We start from the raw sequence: 19630 nt of genomic DNA, 5'->3' as shown, positions 1-19630 counted from the left end.
ATTTAGAGTTAATAACCTTTGCTACACTATAAACTTCTGTAATGCTCCCCATAAATTGGCTTTCTCATTTTTATTTGCGGCCAGAACAGATAATGGCTTTGAGCAAAGGAACTCACTGCCTTTATAAGGGATAGGGGTATAGAAGGCTTTTGCCTCAGGCACGAAAACCAATGCCTTTTTGAATTTCACCGCCTGGTCAAAGCCATTACTGAATATCTTATAATCGCTCTCCGGTATTTTGCAGGCATCTATGATTTTATGCAGGAGCTTATTTTCAGCCGGATCGTGGCTGGTATGGAATACGGCAAAGGGCAAAGGCTTAGCGTCCGGTAGGTCGTGATGAGGAATGTGTGGAGAATCCTGATGGTGTTCCTCTTCCGATACATCTTTCAGTACAGCTGGTTGCTCTTCGGTTGACTCTACCTGCTTTGCAACAGGCTCAGGTTCCGGTTCAGCAACAGCAGAAGATTCCTGCTCATCTTTTAGCTTTTCTGTAGACTCTTCTTCGTTGATGATTTCGTCTTCCGGAAGCCGGTAGATTTCCTCGTGTATGAGTAAGTGCAGATTTTCTTTTTCCATGCAGGAGTCAAATTTTAAGTGTCATTTCGAGTGAAGCAAGAAATCTCATCGCCAACAGTCAGCGAATCTTAAATTTAAAGATTCCTCACATACGTTCGGAATGACACTCAAAAAAAATGGAAGACTTAATCTTCCATATCAAAGATAGACTTTAGTTCTTTGGCCTCACTCGGTTTCATACGTTTTCCAAGCACCAATCTTAGTTGTCTTCTTCTGAGCGCTCCATCGTACAATTCTTTTTCAAATTCCGTCTCAGGCTCCAGTTGTGGAATGTCTATCGGCTTTCCAGACTGATCCACTGCTACAAAAGTGAAGAACGCTCGATTGGTATGTACTTTTTTATCTGCTGGAATATCCTCAGCAGTAACTTCCAGATATACTTCCATAGATGAGCTGAAAGCCCGGGTAACGAAAGCAGTGATGGTTACCGCATTTCCAATTCGTATCGGTTCTGAGAAGGAGATATTATCAACTGAAGCAGTTACAACAATACGATTAGAATGCTTCTGTGCAGCTATTGCTGCAGCAATATCCATCCAGTGCATCAGGCGGCCCCCCATCAGGTTGTTCAACCCGTTAGTGTCGTTTGGCAGGACCAGCTCGGTCATTGTGACGTAAGAGTCCTTGCAGTTTTTTATTTTTTTCATATGCAGTTTTTAAAAAACGAAAAAATCGAATTCATTTAAATACCTACCCCAACCCCTCGTTCCACTACGGTTCCAAAAGAGGAATAAAGGCTTTCGATTTTTTCTCTGTTCATTCCTTCCATCCCTTCGCGCCACGCAAAGGTACGAAGCTAAAATGGTCGAATTGCTTCTTTTTTATTTTGTTTTCGTCCACTTTCTGGATCAAAACCATAGATTGTATGTCATCGTTCCCGACTGGGATTACTAATCGACCACCTGTTTTTAATTGCTGAATCAATTCCTCCGGAACAGTAGGGGCGCCAGCAGTGACAATGATGCCATCATATGGAGCGAAGCGTGGCAATCCTTTGGATCCATCCCCCTGATACATATGTGGCTGATAGCCAAGTTTAGGTAAGAAGCGAATGGCCTTTTGATAGAGTTTTTTCTGGTATTCAATGGTGTACACCTTAGCACCCAATTCCAATAACACACAGGCCTGATATCCTGATCCAGTTCCAATCTCCAGAATTTTGTCGCCTGGTTTTACTTGGAGCAACTGTGTCTGAAAAGCTACCGTGTAGGGCTGACTGATGGTTTGGCCAGCATCTATTGGGAAGGCTTTGTCATCGTAAGCATGCGTATCAAAGATCTTATCAAAAAAGAAATGACGAGGAATTTTATTGATGGCATGCAAGACCCTTTTGTCTTTAATCCCTTTTTTTGCAATTTCTAAAACTAATTGCTTGCGCAAACCCTTATGCTTGTAGGTATCTTCCAATTCACTTATTTTGAGCTTCAAATTTAATCAGCGTGTTTACAGGAATAGTTGAAACCGTAGGGAAAGTAGAGGAAATTTTAAAGGACGGCACAAATGTCGACTTTATGATAGTATCCGATATTTCGGATAAGCTAAAAATTGATCAGAGTGTTTCTCACAATGGAGTTTGTCTGACCGTGACTCGTGTGGAAGGAGAGAGGCACTGGGTGACAGCCATTGATGAAACCATGAAAAAGTCAAATCTTGGGGTTTTGAACGTAGGCTCGAAAGTAAATCTGGAAAGATGCATGAAGGCAGATGGCAGATTTGATGGTCATATTGTACAAGGTCATGTAGATACTACAGCTGTAGTGAAGGAAATTAAAGATGAAAATGGAAGCTGGTTATTTACATTTGAGCTTAGCGAAGAGGGGCTGGTAGTAGAAAAAGGCAGCATTTGCATCAACGGAACCAGTCTAACTTGTTTTAACGTAAATAAAAAAATCTTTTCTGTAGCGATAATTCCATATACATTTGAACATACCAACTTCAATCAGCTAGCAGTTGGTAGCACGGTAAATATTGAATTTGATATTATCGGGAAGTATATTCACCTAATAGTAAATAGAAAATAATGGCTCTCAATTGCATGGTAGTGGATGACGACAAAATGTCGCGTCTTGTAATCAAAAAATTTATTGATAAAACTGATTCCTTAGTCCTTACACATGACTTGGACAATACGCAGGAAGCACATGATATCCTCCTTGGTGAAAGTGCCAATGATGTGGATATTGTATTTCTGGATATTGAAATGCCGGGAATGAGTGGGTTGGAATTGGTAAAAGACCTTCAGCATGCTTATAACGTGATTTTAGTCACGTCCAAGAAAGAATATGCGATCGAGGCATTTGAGGATGCTGTCGCCGATTATCTGGTGAAGCCTGTGGAGTATGAACGCTTCATGAAAGCAGTGAACAAGGTGAAAGAAAACCTTGAGAAGGAGAAGGCTATTGCAGAGCAGGAGGATCACATCTATGTAAAGAGTGACGGAAAGCTATTCCGATTGAGCTATGATAATATTCTTTTTGTAGAAGCACTGGCAGATTATGTAATCTTTAATACGGCTTCTGGTAAGAAACACATCGTGCATCATACGATGAAGGGAATCGAAAAAAGATTGCCTGAGAGTATTTTTAGCAGAGTACATAGAAGCTACATCATTAATCGAAATAAGATTGACAAGATCGAAGACTTACAGGTACATATCGGTGAAAAGACTTTTTCGATTGGTGCCTCTTACAAGGAGTCTTTGATGGATAAATTCAACTTGTTGTAAAATGTTAAACCCAGTCTATTCCTTTTTTTAGGAAGGACAGGGTTTCCTTTTCAATTTCAGAAGAGGACTGGTGGTTGTATTCCCAATTGGCTTCCGGAGGAAGACTCATAAGTATGGATTCTGTTCTGCCGTTAGTGTCCAGGCCAAACTTAGTTCCTTTGTCATGAACCAGATTGAACTCTACATATCTGCCACGTCTTATTTTTTGCCAGTTTTTTTCTGATTCAGACCAGTGCTTATCTCTTAGTCCTTTTACAGCATCTGTGTAAGCTGGTATGAATGTTTCCCCCACATCTTTCACAAAACTCCACTGCTGATCTTTGGAACGGCCTTCTTTATCAGTCATGCGGTCGAAAAAGATACCTCCAATACCGCGCGTTTCATCGCGATGCTTAACAAAAAAGTAGTCATCCGCCCATTGCTTGAACTTTGGATAAAATTCAGTATTGTGCTTATCACATGCATCTTTCAGGTGCTGATGGAAGTTTTTAGCTTTTTCGGGAATCACATAGTGAGGCGTAAGATCAATACCACCTCCAAACCACCAGACTCCATTGCTCATTTCAAAATAGCGCACATTCATATGAATGATCGGCACCCATGGATTTTGTGGATGTAAAACGATAGAAACACCAGTAGCGAAGAATTCAGCTTCCGGTAAGTTCAGTGCTTTAAGAATCTTATCAGGAGTTGGACCTGAAACTGCAGAGAAGTTAACCCCACCCTTTTCGATAAGGTCTCCGTCCTTAATGACTCGGGACCTGCCGCCACCACCTTCCGGTCGGTTCCACTGATCTTCCATGAAGGTAGATTTACCGTCCAAAACTTCAAGTGAATTACAGATTGCATCCTGTAACCCTTTAAACCATTCTGCTATTTGCTCTTTCGTTACTTCCATTTAGAAAGGATATCCAATTCCAATATTTATTTGACTGTTTCTACTGAAGTTTGAGAAGATTTCATCCCCAACAAACCTCTCACCCGGCCTTTGCGCGGGATCAAATAGTTTCATTCCCAGGTCCACTCGAAACACCAAAAACTGAAGATCAAATCGTAAGCCTACCCCTGTGCCTACAGCCATTTCATCCATAAAATCATTGAATCTGAAAAGCCCGTCATCCCCGTGTGGATCCTGATCCTCATCCGATTGATTACTTACCAATGAATTCCTTACCTGCCAGATGTTTCCAGCATCAACGAATAAGGCTCCTTCAAGAAAGCCAACCAAATCTCTTCGTAGTTCAATGCTTGACTCTATGAGTAAGTTACCCTGCTGCTCATCATCATAGTCGACAGCATCTGTTGGGTTGCCATCACTGTCTTTTTCAAAAATCGCATAACCGCCCGGCCCCAACCTTCTAGGCCTCCAGGCCCTTATACTATTACTACCTCCCGCAAAAAAGTATTCCTCATATGGAAGTGACTCATTTGCGCCGTAAGGATAGGCGAGTCCCACATTTACTCTAAAAGCGAGGTGTGTTTTACGGTTTAATCGCTCTATTTTTCTTAAGTCAACTTGCGCTTTAAAGTAATTGTAAGTGGTAAGTGTATCTCCAAATAACTCATTTAAAGAATTGCTAACCGCACTACTTAAGTTACCTCCTAATTCTGTATTCACCCTGATATATGCTCCTTCACCACCTTCCGCATAGTCACCTAGAGACCAGTCTACCTGAAATTCAGCACTACTCACAGCTGCAGGAACAAAAGCCAATCCGTATGGATTATTCTCAGCAATTAGTTGGTCAATAAATGTTTTAAATTCTCCTTCTGTTCTAGCATCAGTAACACTTAATTGAAGGGGTGTAAGCGAGTATCGCACCTGATCCCTTATTTGCCAGCTGTAGGACCATCTTGCAGTATACTTTTGGCGTTTATACTCATTGACACGGTCTTCATAAGTAAATCCAAGAGACAGCCTTGTCTTCGGATTAAAACGGCCAATTTCGTTTTTGTAATAAGAGCCAAGAGGAAAAAGAAATTGGGGAAAAGAAATTGCTGCCTCAGCACCAAACTGTCGTGAAGTATAAGTCCCGTCAAAATTTGACTCATCCCCACGTACCGACCGTAGATCTTGAAGCTGTGCGTTTAAATCCAGACTAAGTATTTCAAGGGTTCGGAATGTGTTTCTGTTTTTAAAATTGACGCTTGCAAATGGTCCCGGTTTACCTTGAGCTCTTGAAAAACCAAACTCACTCGACGTTTCATATTTATCGAAAGATGACGTAAAAATATTTGCCACAAAATAATTTCCTGTGGTGTCATAGTTGATATTTATAAACTTGAAATTATCAAGGTATGAAAGCTGACTTTGGGTTTCTATGGTGAGTTCTCTGCTATAACGGTCATCTTGTTCCAGTGGAATACGCCATTCCAATACCTTTTTTGAATACTTGGTTTTGGCAAAACTGAAAGTAATGTCACGATATTTTTCTTTTGTTCGCTGGTAGGAATTGCTCACGCTAGCCTCAGAAATAAAAACAATTGAATCAAGGTAGTAGATCTTATGGCCTTCTTTTCCTGGAGGATTTTTGATTATTTCTCTGACAATTATTGAGTCTTTTCCCAATGCAGTAGAATCAACCTTGAATGAAATGTACTGTTTAGAAAATTCGTAGTACCCGTTGTTCACAGCAAGGTTATACACGTAATCACGTTCCTCTGTCAGTGTTTTTTGATCGTAGAATTCCTTGGATAAAGGTGCATCTTCTCTGTTTTCCATGACTAATTCATAAAGAACAGAATCTTCAATGTGGTATTGAATGGAGTCGATATAGTATCGATCATTTAGATCGATGTAGTATTTGAGATTAACATACCGATCACTTTTACCAGCCCAGCCACTTACCCAGTTTCTAAGATTTCTACCGAATTTCCCAACAAAATTTAAGCTGTCATAATAAGAGGTGTCGGTTTTAATTGACGCATTAAAGTAGCCTTTGGAGTTAAGGTATTGATTCATCTTTTCTACAGTCAGTTGTGTACTGATATGATTGTAGATTGCCAAAGGCTCCCCCCAGCGCATTAGCTGATTTCCTTGTTTTACTTTCCTATTCTTTTTATCGTATTTCTTGGCCTTCTTATTTCTAAGTTTCAGTTTTTTGTCTTGTTTGCTGGCTTCAGCAATACGTCTGTCAAATTTGGCTGCTAAAGAGTCCCGTTTTGCAATAGCTTTCTGCTTATCGTATCCGTCAATGAATAGAAAGCCGTTTTTTCCTAATTGATATAGGTGTGCTAAATGTGTAAAAGGATAGCCAAATAGGATACGACTGTTGGGTGTTTGCTCGTACAATCCTTTTGAATCATCGGCTAGCGAGCCGGAAATTCCTTCAATTTTTTGCTTTGCCAAGAGCCTCTCGTCATCTTTTAAAAATTTTGAGCCCAGACACGAGGTGAGGAATATGCCCACGAATAGTGATATTTGACTCAGTTTAAAAAATCGCTTCAAATCAGATGCTCTCTAGGAAGGAACAGAAATTTATTAAATCACTCAAAGTTAAGAAGTACAGGGTGCGCGAAAAACGCTTTTTGGTAGAAGGAGCAAAAAATGTGCGGGAGTTGTTACACTCCGACTTTGAAATTGAAATGGTAATCGGTACTGAGGAGTATTTTTCATTGAATCTTGAAACCGGTAATCATAGAAATGAAATCGTAAAGGCTGATCTACTTGCGCAGCTAGGAACTTTCAAAACCAATGAAGACGCATTAGCTGTTGCTAAGACTAAACAATGGAACCTTGAGGATATTGTGGCTGATGATCATCTTTTTGTTTTAGATGGCGTGAGTGATCCCGGTAATGTAGGAACAATTATCCGTACCCTTGACTGGTTTGGGTTTTCACAGTTGGTATGTTCCCTGGACTGTGCTGAGTTTTATCATCCTAAGGTGATCAATAGCACGATGGGATCATTCACGCGAGTAAAGGTTATTCCTACGGATCTAAAGCCATTTTTTGATCAGAATAAACAACACGTTTATAGTGCGGAAATGGATGGTGAATCACTTTCTGGAATACAAATAAATGAGCCATCAGTGATAGTAATGGGAAGTGAATCTCACGGTGTAAGTGAGATCACGCAAAAGCATGTTGATCAAAAGATTACGATCCCAAGGCATGGAGGAGCCGAATCACTAAATGTCGGCATTGCGACGGGTATTATTGCCGGTCATTTACGCATTTGATGAAATTTCTTCATGAGCGATTTGGTAGAAGCATCGTGATCTCCCGTTGATTCTTTTTCTATTTCCTTCAGAATTGGCTTGCCTAGTTGCTTTCCCAATTCGACTCCCCACTGATCGAAACTGAATATATTCCAAATCAATCCCTGAGTGAAAACTCTGTGCTCATAATAAGCGATTAACTTTCCTAAATTATATGGAGATAATTCTTTGATCAGAATACTAGTGGACGGTCTGTTACCCTCAAAAACCTTTGAATTCACTAAGATTTTGTTGTCTCCGCTACCAATCTCATCAATCACCTGATCTTTTGCTTTGCCTGTAAGTAGTGCTTCTGATTGAGCAAAAAAGTTTGCCAACAGCTTGTTGTGATGGTCGATGTGATCATGCGCAGGGTTAGCAATACCGATAAATTCACATGGGATAATTTTAGTACCCTGATGTATTAATTGATAAAAAGCATGCTGACCGTTGGTGCCAGGCTCACCCCAAATGATTGGTCCGGATTGGTAGCCTATTTTATCACCTAAACGGTTTATATACTTTCCATTACTCTCCATATCTACTTGCTGTAGATAGGATGGGAGATACCTCAATCGATGATCATATGGTAAAATAGCCATCGAGTCAAATGCTAAAAAATTATTGTACCATATGCCTATCAATGCAGAGATAACGGGTAAGTTCTGATCTAAGTCAGCACTTGAAAAATGATCATCCATAGCCTTTGCGCCATTTAGCAGCTGGCGAAAGTTTTCATATCCTATTGTGCAGGCTATCGACAGTCCTATCACAGACCAAAGCGAATACCTTCCTCCGACCCAGTCCCAAAATTCGAACATATTGTCACTGGAGATCCCAAATTCATTTACAGCCTTTTGGTTTGTGCTTACAGCAACAAAGTGCTTGCTAATATCTTCATTAGATCCACCATTTTTCAAAAACCATTCACGAGCGGAAAGGGCATTGGTAATGGTCTCTTGAGTTGTGAACGTTTTTGATGCAATTATGAATAGTGTTGTTTCTGGATCGAGATGCTCCAGGGTTTCCACCATTTGGGCAGCATCCACATTGGAAATGAAATGAGGAGTGATGCTTTTCCAATAAGGCTTAAGCGCATGAGTAACCATTTTAGGCCCTAAGTCTGACCCTCCGATACCAATATTTACGACATCTGTGATTTTTTTATCGCTAAAACCTTTCCATTCACCTTTTAAAAGCTTTTCGCTGAATGATTTAACTTTTTCCAGCTCTTTGGCCACCTCTTCTTTTTCATTGCCTCTAAGAGCAACGTGAAGGACAGCTCTGCTTTCAGTCTCATTAATAGGTTTGCCATTAAACATAGCTTTGATGCCTTCTTTCAGCTTACATTCTTCGGCTAACTTTATAAGCTGCGAGAACACCTCATCAGAAACCTTGCTTTTTGAAAAGTCAAAATAAAAATCTTCGTGATCAAACGTATAATTATTGACACGATGGTCCTGATTTAGTAAATCCTGAATATTGATGTTTAACTCCGCAAGATTGCGAAGTGATGCCCATGACTGAGTGGTCGTTGGGTCAATTTTTGGAAGCATAGCTTTTGAATTTTAAAATAATCCCGGAAGGATATCTTCTCTTACAAATAGGTAATAGGAATAGGCGATAAAACCAATTAAGTATACCATTCCTTCAGCCCTATCCAGCTTGTATTTATTGAGCGTAAACATGAAGATAAACAACATGAATGTACCTACCATTACGATTATTAGGTCTGTGTTGAGTGTAGCATCATAAACCAATGGTGCATGCACTAGAGAGGTAGAACCAAGAACAAGTAGTAGGTTGAAAATATTAGATCCGACGATGTTACCGACGGCAAGATCTGATTTTTTATTGAAGGCTGCCACAGCTGATGTTGCTAATTCAGGAAGAGAAGTTCCTGCAGCAAGTATGGTCAAGCCAATCATTTTATCACTTACGTTAAAGAATTTCGCGATTTGTACCGCATTGTCAACGATGAAATTACCTCCAACAACAAGCCCGACGATTCCCACAACGATCATTACAGTCGTTTTAACACTACCATGAATTTCGATATCCTCGGCTATTTCTGCTTCAGGATTTCTGCTGAGGTTCATGAAAATGTACACCAAGAATAAGACGAACATCACAAGTAGTATGATGCCATCAGATATTTCCAGTCCATTTTTCTCTCCGCCAAAGAACATGACGTCATTTACTAAAATGAAGAAAACGATTGTAGCTACCAGAGAATAAGGAACTTCTTTCCAAAGTGCATTTCGCTCAACAGTCAATGGATAGATAACCGCAGAGATTCCGAGTATCAGGAATATATTGAAGATGTTGGAGCCAATGATGTTGCCGAATACCACCTCATTGGCACCCCCGGCACCTTGCTCAGATCCGGCAATGATATTCACAACTAATTCAGGCGCTGAAGTACCCATTGCTACCACAGTTAGACCTATTGCAATATCAGAAACGTTGAATCTTTTTGCTAAAGATGATGCCCCATTTACAAGGTAATCTGCTCCCTTGATCAATAGGACGAACCCAACAACAACAAGCAAAAAATTTAATGCTACGGTACTCAATTCAGTTTCGGTTAGATTGGTGACTCACTGTACTGAAAGATGATTGTGTTATTTCTTTCTAGCCTTCGCAAATTAACACTTTTGATTTATTTAATCCAATTATTGCGCGTTTGATCACAAATTCAAGTCTCTCAGTAAGTTATGCACTTTACTTTTTAATTTTTTTTCGGTTTCAAAATAATCATCATTCTCTAATTTGCCCATAACCGAAAAATAAAATTTAATTTTCGGTTCTGTGCCTGAAGGTCTGATACTTACTTTGGTCCCATCGGCGGTAAGGTATTGAAGGACGTTTGATTTTGGAAGACCAACATCTTCTTTTTTCCCATCTTCATCGAATTTCACTCCCTCCAAATAATCAATCGTGGTAATCACCTTAGATTCGGCTAGGCTGGCAGGTGGATTTTGCCTGAAATCGATCATCATATTCTTGATTTCTTCAGCACCCTTCATGCCTTTTTTAGTGATAGACTTTAGTTCTTCATAATAAAATCCATACTCCTTATATATACGAATAAGCAATTCGAAAACTGTTAATCCTTCGTTTTTGGCCCATGCTGCCATCTCAGCGATCATTACACTACTAGCCACAGCATCCTTATCCCTCACCTCTTCACCGATCATATAGCCATAGCTCTCTTCTCCACCACCGATGAAAACTTCTTCACCTTCTTTCTGGCGTATTAGATCAGCGATCCACTTGAAGCCGGTTAAAGTATCATAGCATTCGGTATTAAAACCTTTTGCAATCGAGCGTATAAGCTCAGTTGTCACTATCGTTTTACCGATGTATTCATTACCCTTTAGTCCTTTTTCTTTCCATTTTTTCAATAGATAATAGACTAAAAGCGATCCGGTTTGATTTCCATTTAAAAGCTGAAATTCACCTTTCAAATTTTTCACTGCAATCCCAACCCTGTCTGCATCAGGGTCGGTGGCCATGACCATATCCGCATCGATTTCTCTGGCTTTATCCAGCGCCATAGACATGGCTTCTGCTTCTTCAGGATTAGGATAAACCACGGTTGGGAAATTTCCATCCGGAGTTTTCTGCTCATCCACCACATATACATTTTTAAAGCCAAGCTCATTTAATGCTCGCGGAACCATTGTAATACCCGTTCCATGAATTGATGAAAATACGATTTTAGTATCATTGGCAGATTTTATAGCATCGGGAGAAAGTGAGAGCCCGGTTATCATTTTAAGATAGGCATTATCTATATCCTCATCTAAATAGGTAATCAATGATGGGTTTGCTTTAAAGTTGACCTCATCAATGGATTGAATTTTTTGGACTTCCTCAATAATGTTTTTGTCGTGCGGCGGCACAATCTGACCTCCGTCGGACCAATATGCTTTGTATCCGTTGTATTCCTTTGGGTTATGTGAGGCAGTTATAACAACACCTCCATTGCAGGCTAAGTGTCTGATTGCAAATGAGAGCTGTGGAGTAGGGCGCAGCTCTTTGAATAAATACACTTCAATGCCATTGGCAGAGAATACATCGGCAGTGGTTTGAGCAAAAAGCTGGCTGTTATTTCTGCTATCGTAAGCAATTGCTACTTTAATAGTACCTTCAAATTGACTTTTCAGATAATTGGCAAACCCCTGGGTGGCCATCCCAACCGTATATTTATTTACACGGTTAGTTCCTATACCCATGATTCCTCTAAGACCGCCGGTTCCAAATTCAAGACTACTTAGAAAGGACTCTTCCAGTTCCTCTTGGTTTTGCAACAGTTCTTCAATTTCCTTTCTAGATTGATTGTCAAGGTTGGCTGCACTCAACCATTTATTTGCATTTTCTTTGGCATTCATCACATTATCAGGCATATCCTAATTTTTTCTTTACTCTCAATAAAACATCATTAGCGACCTCAGCCGCTTTTTTCTCACCTTTTTGTAACTCTTCCTCCAGCTCATTCAGGTTGGTCATGTAATAATCAAACTTCTCACGTTCCGTTTTAAATTGCTCCAGTATCAATTCGAATAGCTCCTGCTTTGCATGCCCATAACCGTAATTACCGCCTTCATATTTTTTTCGCATTTCAGCTATTTGCTCTTGCGAGGCTAACAATTTATATATCGCAAATACATGACACGTATCAGGGTTTTTAGGCTCCTCCAAAGGAGTGCTGTCGGTTACGATTTGCATGACATTTTTTCTGAGCTTTTTCTCCGGAAGAAAAACGTCAATTATGTTGCCATAACTTTTGCTCATTTTTTGGCCGTCTGTCCCAGGAATGGTCATTACATTATCATCGATGAGAGATTCAGGTAAGGTGAATGTCTCTCCAAATTGATGATTGAATGAACTAGCCATATCTCTGGTCATTTCCAGATGCTGCTTTTGATCCTTGCCTACAGGCACAAAATCGGCATCATAAAGCAAAATATCAGAGGCCATTAACACCGGGTAGTCAAAAAGTCCGGCATTCACATCAGCTAATCGATCTGATTTGTCTTTAAATGAATGGGCATTGGCCAGCATCGGGAACGGGGTAAAGCAATTGAGGTACCACGTTAATTCAGTACACGCCGGAACCCTGGACTGACGATAAAACGTATTGGCCGATGTATCAAAACCACAAGCTAGCCACGCGGCAGCTACTGCGTTTGTGTTTTCAATGCGTAGCTTTGCATCTTTAATGGTAGTGAGCGAATGCAGGTCTGCAATGAAAAAGAAGGATTCATTGTCTTTGTTTTTAGATAATTCTATTGCGGGCTTAATTGCTCCCAGAAGGTTGCCTAAGTGAGGCTTTCCGGAACTTTGTATACCTGTTAGTATTCGTGCCATTCAGTTAAAATTTGTGCAAACCTATATAATTTGGTGTTTTGATTTTTTAGTCGACCAGTTGAAAATATAATTTAAAAATGAAAGCAATTTTTTCTTTTATCTCACTTCTTTTTTTCCTTAACCTGACAGGACAGCCTAAGCTCTCTTTTGAGGTTACAGATCATGATTTTGGAAACATTCTTGAAGAAGCCGGCCCGGTTGAGTATACATTTAATTTTGTAAATAATGGAGAAACTCCTATTAAGATCACAGGAGTGAAGGCCTCTTGTGGGTGTACAACCCCAGGGTGGACAAGAGAGGAAGTCATGCCAGGTGATTCAGGTTTTGTAAAAGCAAAATATAATCCCAGAAACAGACCCGGTAGATTTAGAAAATCTTTGCGGATATCTACAAATGATCCTTCCTCGAGTACAACATTATATATAGGTGGTTTTGTTAAACCTAAACCGAAAACTCCTGAAGAAGAATATCCAATCATTGCCGGGAGCCTCCGATTAAAATATAGAGGTCTAAATATTGGTAAAGTGACTACAGAAAAGCCGATCGTCAAGACCTTCGATGTATTTAATTATACGGATAGCACTGTGTCGTTACAAGAGGAAGATATTTTGGTGCCGGATCATATCCAAATAGCTCTACTGCCAGATTCCCTGAGCCGAAGGGAGTTTGGTGAATTGAAAATTATATATGATCCTAAAGCGAAGAGTGATTATGGCTATGTAAGCGATAATATCCAGCTATCACCCAATGGTGATCAGGGGCTTTCTGTTATTGCGGTTATCGAGGAGTATTTTCCGGAAATGACTGCCGAGGAGCTGGATAATGCTCCAAAACTTGAATTACCGGAACGTTCTTATGATTTCGGGAAAGCGACCGCAGGTGTAATGGTCGAGAAAGAGTTTGAATTAACAAATTCAGGTAAGGATAAATTGGAGTTGAGAGCAATCAAATCTAATTGTGGCTGCCTTACTTATGAGATAAAAAAGAAAGGTATCAAAAAAGGTAAGAGTCAAACACTCAAAGTCTTTTTTGATACCTCAGAAATGCGTGGCAATCAATATAAATCAATCACCCTTTATTCGAATGACCCGGTGGCTCCAACTCAGATCATTACAATAAAAGGAAAGGTTGAAAAAGCAGATGATTAATGGGAGATCAATTCTCCCATTTGTTGTTTTCCCTGTTTACATCAGCCATATATCCGCTTTCATCAATCTCAATTGTGCTTATTTCATTTCTAGGTGCATCTATTGTGAATTGATAAAAACGATGTGTCCAGGACCAGTCGGGTAATACGATACGCTCAAGCTCTGTGTTGTTTTCTTTTTCGCCTCTCATGATGCTGAGTGGAGCATAGTATATTTTTTTAGATCCATCAGAAAATGTTACATAAACATCCGCAGGCATTGGCATCATGCCTTCACGTTTTAGTGTAACGATAGTGTTTCCATCTTCTTCTTCCACTGAGTTAACAGCATAGTCTATTGAATGAGTGGTATTTACCCAGTAATCTAAATACCAATCCAATTCTAAACCGGATTCTTTTTCAAAGACCCTTATCCAATCGTTAGCATCCGGGTGTTTAAATCTCCACTGATAGTAATACTTTTTAAGAGCTCTTGCAGTTGCTTCTTTACCAATGAGGTAGTTCATCTGGGCAAGTGCCACAGCACCTTTGTTATATGAGGCAATTCCATATGCCATATTGGTATTGAAATGATCAGAATGCGTACTTAGTGGCTCTTCTTTGCCAGATTTTGCCAGGTATGTATATGCTCGGTAATTTCTCTCTTGAGTTCTTCCGGATTGAGGAAAAATTTTCGACAATGTTTCTGCCGAAGCATAAGTTGTGAACCCTTCATCCATCCATGCAAAGTAACTTTCATTGGTTGCTAAAAGCCCTTGATACCAACTATGAAGAGCTTCGTGAACCGTGACGCCCAATAGACTACCTATGTTTCTTTCCCCTGTAATCAAAGTAGCCATAGGATATTCCATGCCACCATCACCGCCTTGAATGATGGAGTAATGAGGGTATGGATACTCACCATAATTTTCTTCTATGAATTCAAATGCCTTAACAGTCAATTCAGGTAGTTCTTCCCATGCTTCCGTTTTGCTTCCTTTCTGGTAAAAGAAGTGAAGTTCTGGTCCACCTTCGACCATTGCAGTAGTGTGCGTGTAGTCTGGATCTGCTGCCCAAACAAAATCGTGCACATTCTCAGCCTTGAACTTCCATGTTAGAGTTTTACCCTTTCTTTTCACTTTTACTCCTTCATCCTCATAACCATATCCAATTTCATTCGGATTCTGAAGAACACCTGTAGCAGCTACTACGTAATCTTTATCAATTGTCAGGTTTACTTCGAAATTTCCCCAAGGGGCATAGAACTCTCTGCCTACATAAGGATGTGCGTGCCAACCTCTTTCATCGTACTCTGCCATCTTAGGATACCATTGTGCCATACTATAGTCAATTCCTTCGGTATTATTCCTTCCGCTTCGTCGAATTTGAACAGGCACCTGACTTTGAAAAGTCATATTTAAAACGGTTGCGGAACCCGGGAGGAGCGGTTTTGCCAATTCAACTTCCAGGACTGTTCCTTCAATCTCAAACTCAATATCATTACCATCTTGTGTAAGTGAATTGATTTTATGAAATCCAATTTGTGTTTCATCCAGCTTAGAAATCCGATCCCCAACTCTATCGTCAGGATCTTCGATAGTCCTGCTACGTGTATCCATCATGCTTTTTGGCTGAAAAGCATTGAAATAGAGATGGTAAAATACCCGATCTAACGTGTCTGGACTATTGTTTTCATAGGTTAGGGTCTGTGAGCCGGTGAACTGATGATTTTCTACATTAAAATCAATGTCCATTTTATAATCTACTCTTTGCTGCCAGTAACCCTGTGCGATACTAATTGACGCGTAACAACCAAAGAATAGTAGGAAAAAGACTTTCTTGAAAGAATTATATTTCATAAGTGAAAATTAGTTTAACATTTTATCGTCTTCATGGTTATTAATCCCGTATATTGAATGACCAATAAACCTTGAGAATATGGAAAAAATTTTAGACTTTTTTCTTCTGATCATTTTCGCTTTTGGATCTGCTATTCTTTTTACGTTTGCCGTAATCTGGAAATTCATCCAAGCTATGTATCAGATCATTTTATCTAAATAATATTTAGACGTCAACATTCGCATATTTGGCATTTTTCTCGATGAACTCACGTCGTGGTGCAACCTCGTCTCCCATTAACATCGAGAATAAGTGATCCGCTTCTGCTGCAGATTCGATTGTAACCTGCTTCAAACTTCTATGCTCCGGATCCATCGTAGTTGTCCATAATTGATCCGGGTTCATCTCTCCCAAACCTTTGTATCGCTGAACTCCTACTGAGTCTTCTTTCCCGTTTGGAGCAATCTCCTTAATTACCCTTACTCGGTCGTCTTCAGACCATGCATATCTCTCAGTTTTACCTTTTTTGATCAAATAAAGAGGAGGGAGGGCTATGTATAAGTATCCTTTCTCGATAAGTGATCTCATATATCTGAAGAAGAACGTCAAGATTAGGGTTCTAATGTGACTCCCATCGATATCCGCATCCGTCATGATGATGATTTTGTGATATCGAAGCTTCTCCATATTGAGTGCCTTTTCATCATCCTCTGTACCAAAGGACACTCCCAATGCTGTGATCATATTTTTGATCTCATCATTGTCATAAATTTTGTGTTCTTGTGCTTTTTCTACGTTCAGAATTTTTCCTCTAAGTGGTAGAATCGCCTGGAATTTTCTATCTCTTCCTTGCTTAGCGGATCCCCCTGCCGAGTCTCCCTCTACAAGGTAGAGCTCGCAAACGGATGGGTCTTTATCGGAACAATCGGCAAGTTTTCCCGGTAACCCAGTTCCTGAGAGCACATTTTTACGCTGAACCATTTCACGTGCTTTTCTAGCCGCGTGACGTGCCTGAGCTGCAATGATTACTTTAGAAACAATCTGCTTTGCTTCTTTTGGGTGTTCTTCCAGGTATTCGTTAAGGATTTCACTGACACAAGTGTCAACAGCACCCATCACATCTGAGTTACCAAGCTTGGTTTTTGTTTGTCCCTCAAACTGAGGTTCTGCTACTTTTACCGAAATAACAGCTGTCAGTCCTTCTCTGAAATCGTCACCGGAAATATCAACTTTAACTTTGTCTAGCAGTCCTGATTTGTCTGCATAGCTCTTTAGTGTCCTTGTAAGCGCTCTTCTAAAACCAGAAACGTGAGTACCCCCCTCAATGGTGTTAATGTTGTTCACATAGGAAACTACATTTTCGGAGTACGATGTATTGTAGCTCAGTGCAACCTCTACCGGCACGGTTCCCTTGTCATTTTCCATATAGATTGGATTGGGAATAAGGTTTTCCCTGGTAGAATCTAAATATGTGACAAACTCAGAAAGGCCTCCTTCAGAGAAGAATTTTTCTTTAGCCGGCTCACCATTATCATCAAGATTTCGATGATCAATCATATTGATGGTAATGCCTGCGTTTAGGAAAGACAGCTCCCTCAGTCTGGATGCAATGGTTTCAGAGTTGTAATGATTGGCACTGAAAATATCCATGTCGGGTTTGAAATGGATGACGGTACCGCTGATATCTGTTTTCCCTATCTCTTTTACAGGAGCCTGTGGAACACCGATCTTATATTCTTGTTGGAAGATTTTACCCCCTCTATGAACCGTTGCTGTAAGATGGGAGGATAGCGCATTTACGCATGATACACCCACACCGTGAAGACCTCCTGAAACTTTATAGGTGTCTTTGTCAAACTTACCACCGGCATGAAGGACAGTCATCACTACTTCAAGCGCACTTCTATTTTCTTTCTCGTGAATATCTATTGGGATACCTCTACCATTGTCAGTGACAGTTATTGATTCGTCTTTATTGATCTCAACAGTAATGGTATCGCAGTGACCAGCCAAGGCCTCATCGATGGAGTTGTCAACGACCTCCCATACCATGTGATGGAGTCCTTTGAGCCCTATATCCCCGATATACATTGCCGGACGTTTTCTTACGGCTTCCAGGCCTTCTAAAACCTGGATATTACTGGCAGAATAATCCCCTTTTTTGTTTTGCTTATTTTCTTCCATGTGCAGTGATTAAAAACAGTTTTAAGAGCTGAAATCGATTGATTTACTAATATTTTTCAAGGCGCTCTTAAATGTTTAAAATGTAGTCTTTTTCAATGTTCAAAAGTACTAAAATTATCTCGATCTGGCGAGGTTTTTGATGCTTAAAATCAACCATTGAAATCAATCTTTAACCTAATCTGTAATGCTGCCCAAAAACCATACAATTTATCTACTCTTAATGCTCTTAGTAAGTGCGGTTTTTTCCCAGGATTTAACCCCTGAGTCAAGTGAAAATGTGGTTGATAGCCTGATACAGGCACGAAAGGAAAAATATGAAGCCACTTTGAAGTTTATTCAGGAAATGAGAAGAAGAAGGGAGAAAGATCCTCAGCGTTATGCAGACTCGGTGGCTCAAGTAAAATCTGATCGTAGGTTCAAAGAAGCCCAGAAGAGGTTTGCTGATTATCAAAACCAGGATCTCTCCAATCTTGAAGAGTTAGATCTTTCCGGTGGGCGATTAAAAAGTATTCCCAAGTGGGTATATCAGGCAAAATCCATGGAGGTTTTGATTCTGGATTACAACAGTATTTCAAGGCTTCCGAAAAATCTAAATGATTTACCGACGCTTAAGCGGATTTATTGGAGATATAATGAGTTGGAGAATGGTAAGCTGAAAGCACCCCGTTTAGATAGTATTAGAAAACTGGATATCTCAGGTAATGGATTAGAGAAGCTACCAAGGATACATCGATTAAAGAATTTGGAAGAGCTAGTGGTGGAAAATAACTCACTCACCAAACTACCCACATGGAGAGGTCGAAGGTTGAAGTCATTGAAAGAATTGGACTTATCTCAGAACCCTCTAACCATTGATAGGAGGTGGTATGGTTTACTTGATCATATTGAAATTTTAAGATTGAATAAATGCAATATCCGTGAGGTGCATCCTAATTTTTATCGAATGGATGGTTTGAAAGAACTCTTAATACAAGTGAATGAATTGGAACAAATACCACCTGGTATCTCTGCATTGATCCAATTGAATAAACTTTCCTTTTATAAAAATAATCTCAGCTCTTTGCCTGATGATTTCTACGAGCTGGATAGTCTTGAGATAATCGATTTATACTATAACGATTTTGAGTCTATCTCTAGTCGGATTTCAAATTTGAAGAACCTAAGAATCCTGTATTTATCTTTCAATGAACTGTATGACATTCCGGAGGAAATAGGGGAGCTGTCTAATCTGGAAGAGCTGTATGTTCATCACAATCGATTGAGTGAAATTCCAAAAAAGTATGAGGAACTAAAAAACCTGAAAGTTTTCCATATTCAGAATAATTACATTCCAGATTTTCCGGATCAAGTCTTAAGTATGGAAAATCTTATCGATTTAGATATTTCAGAAACTGACATACGAACAATACCTCATGAGATAACCGGTTTAAAGCTTGATAACTTCTATTGGAGAAACCTGGATATCAACCTGAACGATTTAGATCATGAAGAGACTCTATCTGCATTAATGCAGTTAATGGAGAATGGTACCAATGTGGTTCCTTCTGTTTCAATTGCTACTATGCCTGATTAATTTGGCTTTAATAGTAAAAAGTATCCTA

The 19630-nt window shown here is 39.8% G+C and carries 17 protein-coding genes; 6 read left to right on the top strand and 11 right to left on the bottom strand.

The window, feature by feature from the left end; translation table 11 throughout:
- Positions 1–21 precede the first annotated feature (21 nt).
- From ACQK2H_RS16100 to ACQK2H_RS16090, 3 genes are all read right to left on the bottom strand, one after another.
- The gene (locus tag ACQK2H_RS16100; protein ID WP_425392403.1) at positions 22–579 is read right to left on the bottom strand and encodes a hypothetical protein; all 558 of its coding nucleotides are present in this window, start codon (positions 577–579) and stop codon (positions 22–24) included.
- Positions 580–704: 125 nt separating this feature from the next.
- Complete coding sequence (locus tag ACQK2H_RS16095; protein ID WP_425392402.1) at positions 705–1226, bottom strand: acyl-CoA thioesterase; 522 nt, start codon at positions 1224–1226, stop codon at positions 705–707.
- Positions 1227–1335: 109 nt separating this feature from the next.
- Positions 1336–1995 carry a protein-L-isoaspartate(D-aspartate) O-methyltransferase gene (locus ACQK2H_RS16090; RefSeq protein ID WP_425393145.1) on the bottom strand — a complete coding sequence of 220 codons (660 nt, stop codon included), beginning with the start codon at positions 1993–1995 and terminating at the stop codon, positions 1336–1338.
- Between the two features lie 23 nt (positions 1996–2018).
- Between ACQK2H_RS16090 and ACQK2H_RS16085 the strand changes: the two genes are divergently transcribed.
- Together ACQK2H_RS16085 and ACQK2H_RS16080 are read left to right on the top strand one after the other, a co-directional pair.
- The gene (locus ACQK2H_RS16085) at positions 2019–2600 is read left to right on the top strand and encodes a riboflavin synthase (RefSeq protein ID WP_425392401.1); all 582 of its coding nucleotides are present in this window, start codon (positions 2019–2021) and stop codon (positions 2598–2600) included.
- Positions 2600–3304 (top strand): LytR/AlgR family response regulator transcription factor, encoded by a 705-nt coding sequence (locus ACQK2H_RS16080; RefSeq protein ID WP_425392400.1) that lies wholly within the window; start codon positions 2600–2602, stop codon positions 3302–3304. Before ACQK2H_RS16085 ends, ACQK2H_RS16080 begins: the two co-directional genes overlap by 1 nt.
- Positions 3305–3308: 4 nt before the next feature.
- On the opposite strand, the gene hemF is transcribed toward ACQK2H_RS16080, so the two are convergent.
- The gene (gene hemF, locus ACQK2H_RS16075) at positions 3309–4202 is read right to left on the bottom strand and encodes an oxygen-dependent coproporphyrinogen oxidase (RefSeq protein ID WP_425392399.1); all 894 of its coding nucleotides are present in this window, start codon (positions 4200–4202) and stop codon (positions 3309–3311) included.
- Positions 4203–6653, bottom strand: a complete 2451-nt coding sequence (locus ACQK2H_RS16070) for a BamA/TamA family outer membrane protein (protein WP_425392398.1) — start codon at positions 6651–6653, stop codon at positions 4203–4205.
- A 104-nt stretch (positions 6654–6757) separates the two neighbouring features.
- Here ACQK2H_RS16070 and ACQK2H_RS16065 point away from each other — a divergent pair, with 104 nt between their 5' ends.
- A complete protein-coding gene (locus tag ACQK2H_RS16065; protein ID WP_425392397.1) occupies positions 6758–7486 on the top strand; it encodes a TrmH family RNA methyltransferase in 729 nt (242 codons plus the stop codon).
- Here ACQK2H_RS16065 and pgi read toward each other — a convergent pair.
- The 4 genes from pgi to trpS all read right to left on the bottom strand — a co-directional run bounded on the left by pgi (position 7471) and on the right by trpS (position 12880).
- Positions 7471–9060: a glucose-6-phosphate isomerase gene (gene pgi / locus ACQK2H_RS16060; protein WP_425392396.1), complete on the bottom strand. Its 1590-nt coding sequence runs from the start codon at positions 9058–9060 to the stop codon at positions 7471–7473. The genes ACQK2H_RS16065 and pgi overlap by 16 nt on opposite strands.
- Before the next feature lie 12 nt (positions 9061–9072).
- Positions 9073–10080: a calcium/sodium antiporter gene (locus ACQK2H_RS16055; protein WP_425392395.1), complete on the bottom strand. Its 1008-nt coding sequence runs from the start codon at positions 10078–10080 to the stop codon at positions 9073–9075.
- Positions 10081–10194: 114 nt separating this feature from the next.
- Positions 10195–11916 (bottom strand): phospho-sugar mutase, encoded by a 1722-nt coding sequence (locus ACQK2H_RS16050; RefSeq protein ID WP_425392394.1) that lies wholly within the window; start codon positions 11914–11916, stop codon positions 10195–10197.
- On the bottom strand, positions 11909–12880 hold the full coding sequence (gene trpS, locus ACQK2H_RS16045; protein ID WP_425392393.1) for a tryptophan--tRNA ligase: 972 nt from the start codon (positions 12878–12880) through the stop codon (positions 11909–11911). Before trpS ends, ACQK2H_RS16050 begins: the two co-directional genes overlap by 8 nt.
- 77 nt (positions 12881–12957) lie before the next feature.
- Here trpS and ACQK2H_RS16040 point away from each other — a divergent pair, with 77 nt between their 5' ends.
- On the top strand, positions 12958–14028 hold the full coding sequence (locus tag ACQK2H_RS16040; protein ID WP_425392392.1) for a DUF1573 domain-containing protein: 1071 nt from the start codon (positions 12958–12960) through the stop codon (positions 14026–14028).
- Positions 14029–14035: 7 nt separating this feature from the next.
- On the opposite strand, the gene ACQK2H_RS16035 is transcribed toward ACQK2H_RS16040, so the two are convergent.
- Positions 14036–15865, bottom strand: coding sequence for a M1 family metallopeptidase (locus ACQK2H_RS16035; protein ID WP_425392391.1), 1830 nt, complete (start codon positions 15863–15865; stop codon positions 14036–14038).
- Between the two features lie 79 nt (positions 15866–15944).
- Between ACQK2H_RS16035 and ACQK2H_RS16030 the strand changes: the two genes are divergently transcribed.
- Positions 15945–16067 carry a hypothetical protein gene (locus ACQK2H_RS16030; protein WP_425392390.1) on the top strand — a complete coding sequence of 41 codons (123 nt, stop codon included), beginning with the start codon at positions 15945–15947 and terminating at the stop codon, positions 16065–16067.
- Between the two features lie 3 nt (positions 16068–16070).
- Here ACQK2H_RS16030 and gyrB read toward each other — a convergent pair whose 3' ends face one another.
- Entirely contained in the window at positions 16071–18029 is a 1959-nt protein-coding gene (gene gyrB, locus ACQK2H_RS16025; RefSeq protein WP_425392389.1) for a DNA topoisomerase (ATP-hydrolyzing) subunit B, read from the bottom strand.
- Positions 18030–18213: 184 nt separating this feature from the next.
- On the opposite strand from gyrB, the gene ACQK2H_RS16020 reads away from it, so the two are divergent.
- Positions 18214–19602 (top strand): leucine-rich repeat domain-containing protein, encoded by a 1389-nt coding sequence (locus ACQK2H_RS16020; protein WP_425392388.1) that lies wholly within the window; start codon positions 18214–18216, stop codon positions 19600–19602.
- The last annotated feature ends 28 nt before the right edge of the window (positions 19603–19630 follow it).

Source organism: Ekhidna sp. (assembly GCF_965228795.1).
Lineage (GTDB): Bacteria > Bacteroidota > Bacteroidia > Cytophagales > Cyclobacteriaceae > Ekhidna.
The sequence above is the reverse complement of the archived record's forward strand: the minus strand, read 5'-3'. Positions and strand labels throughout refer to the sequence as shown.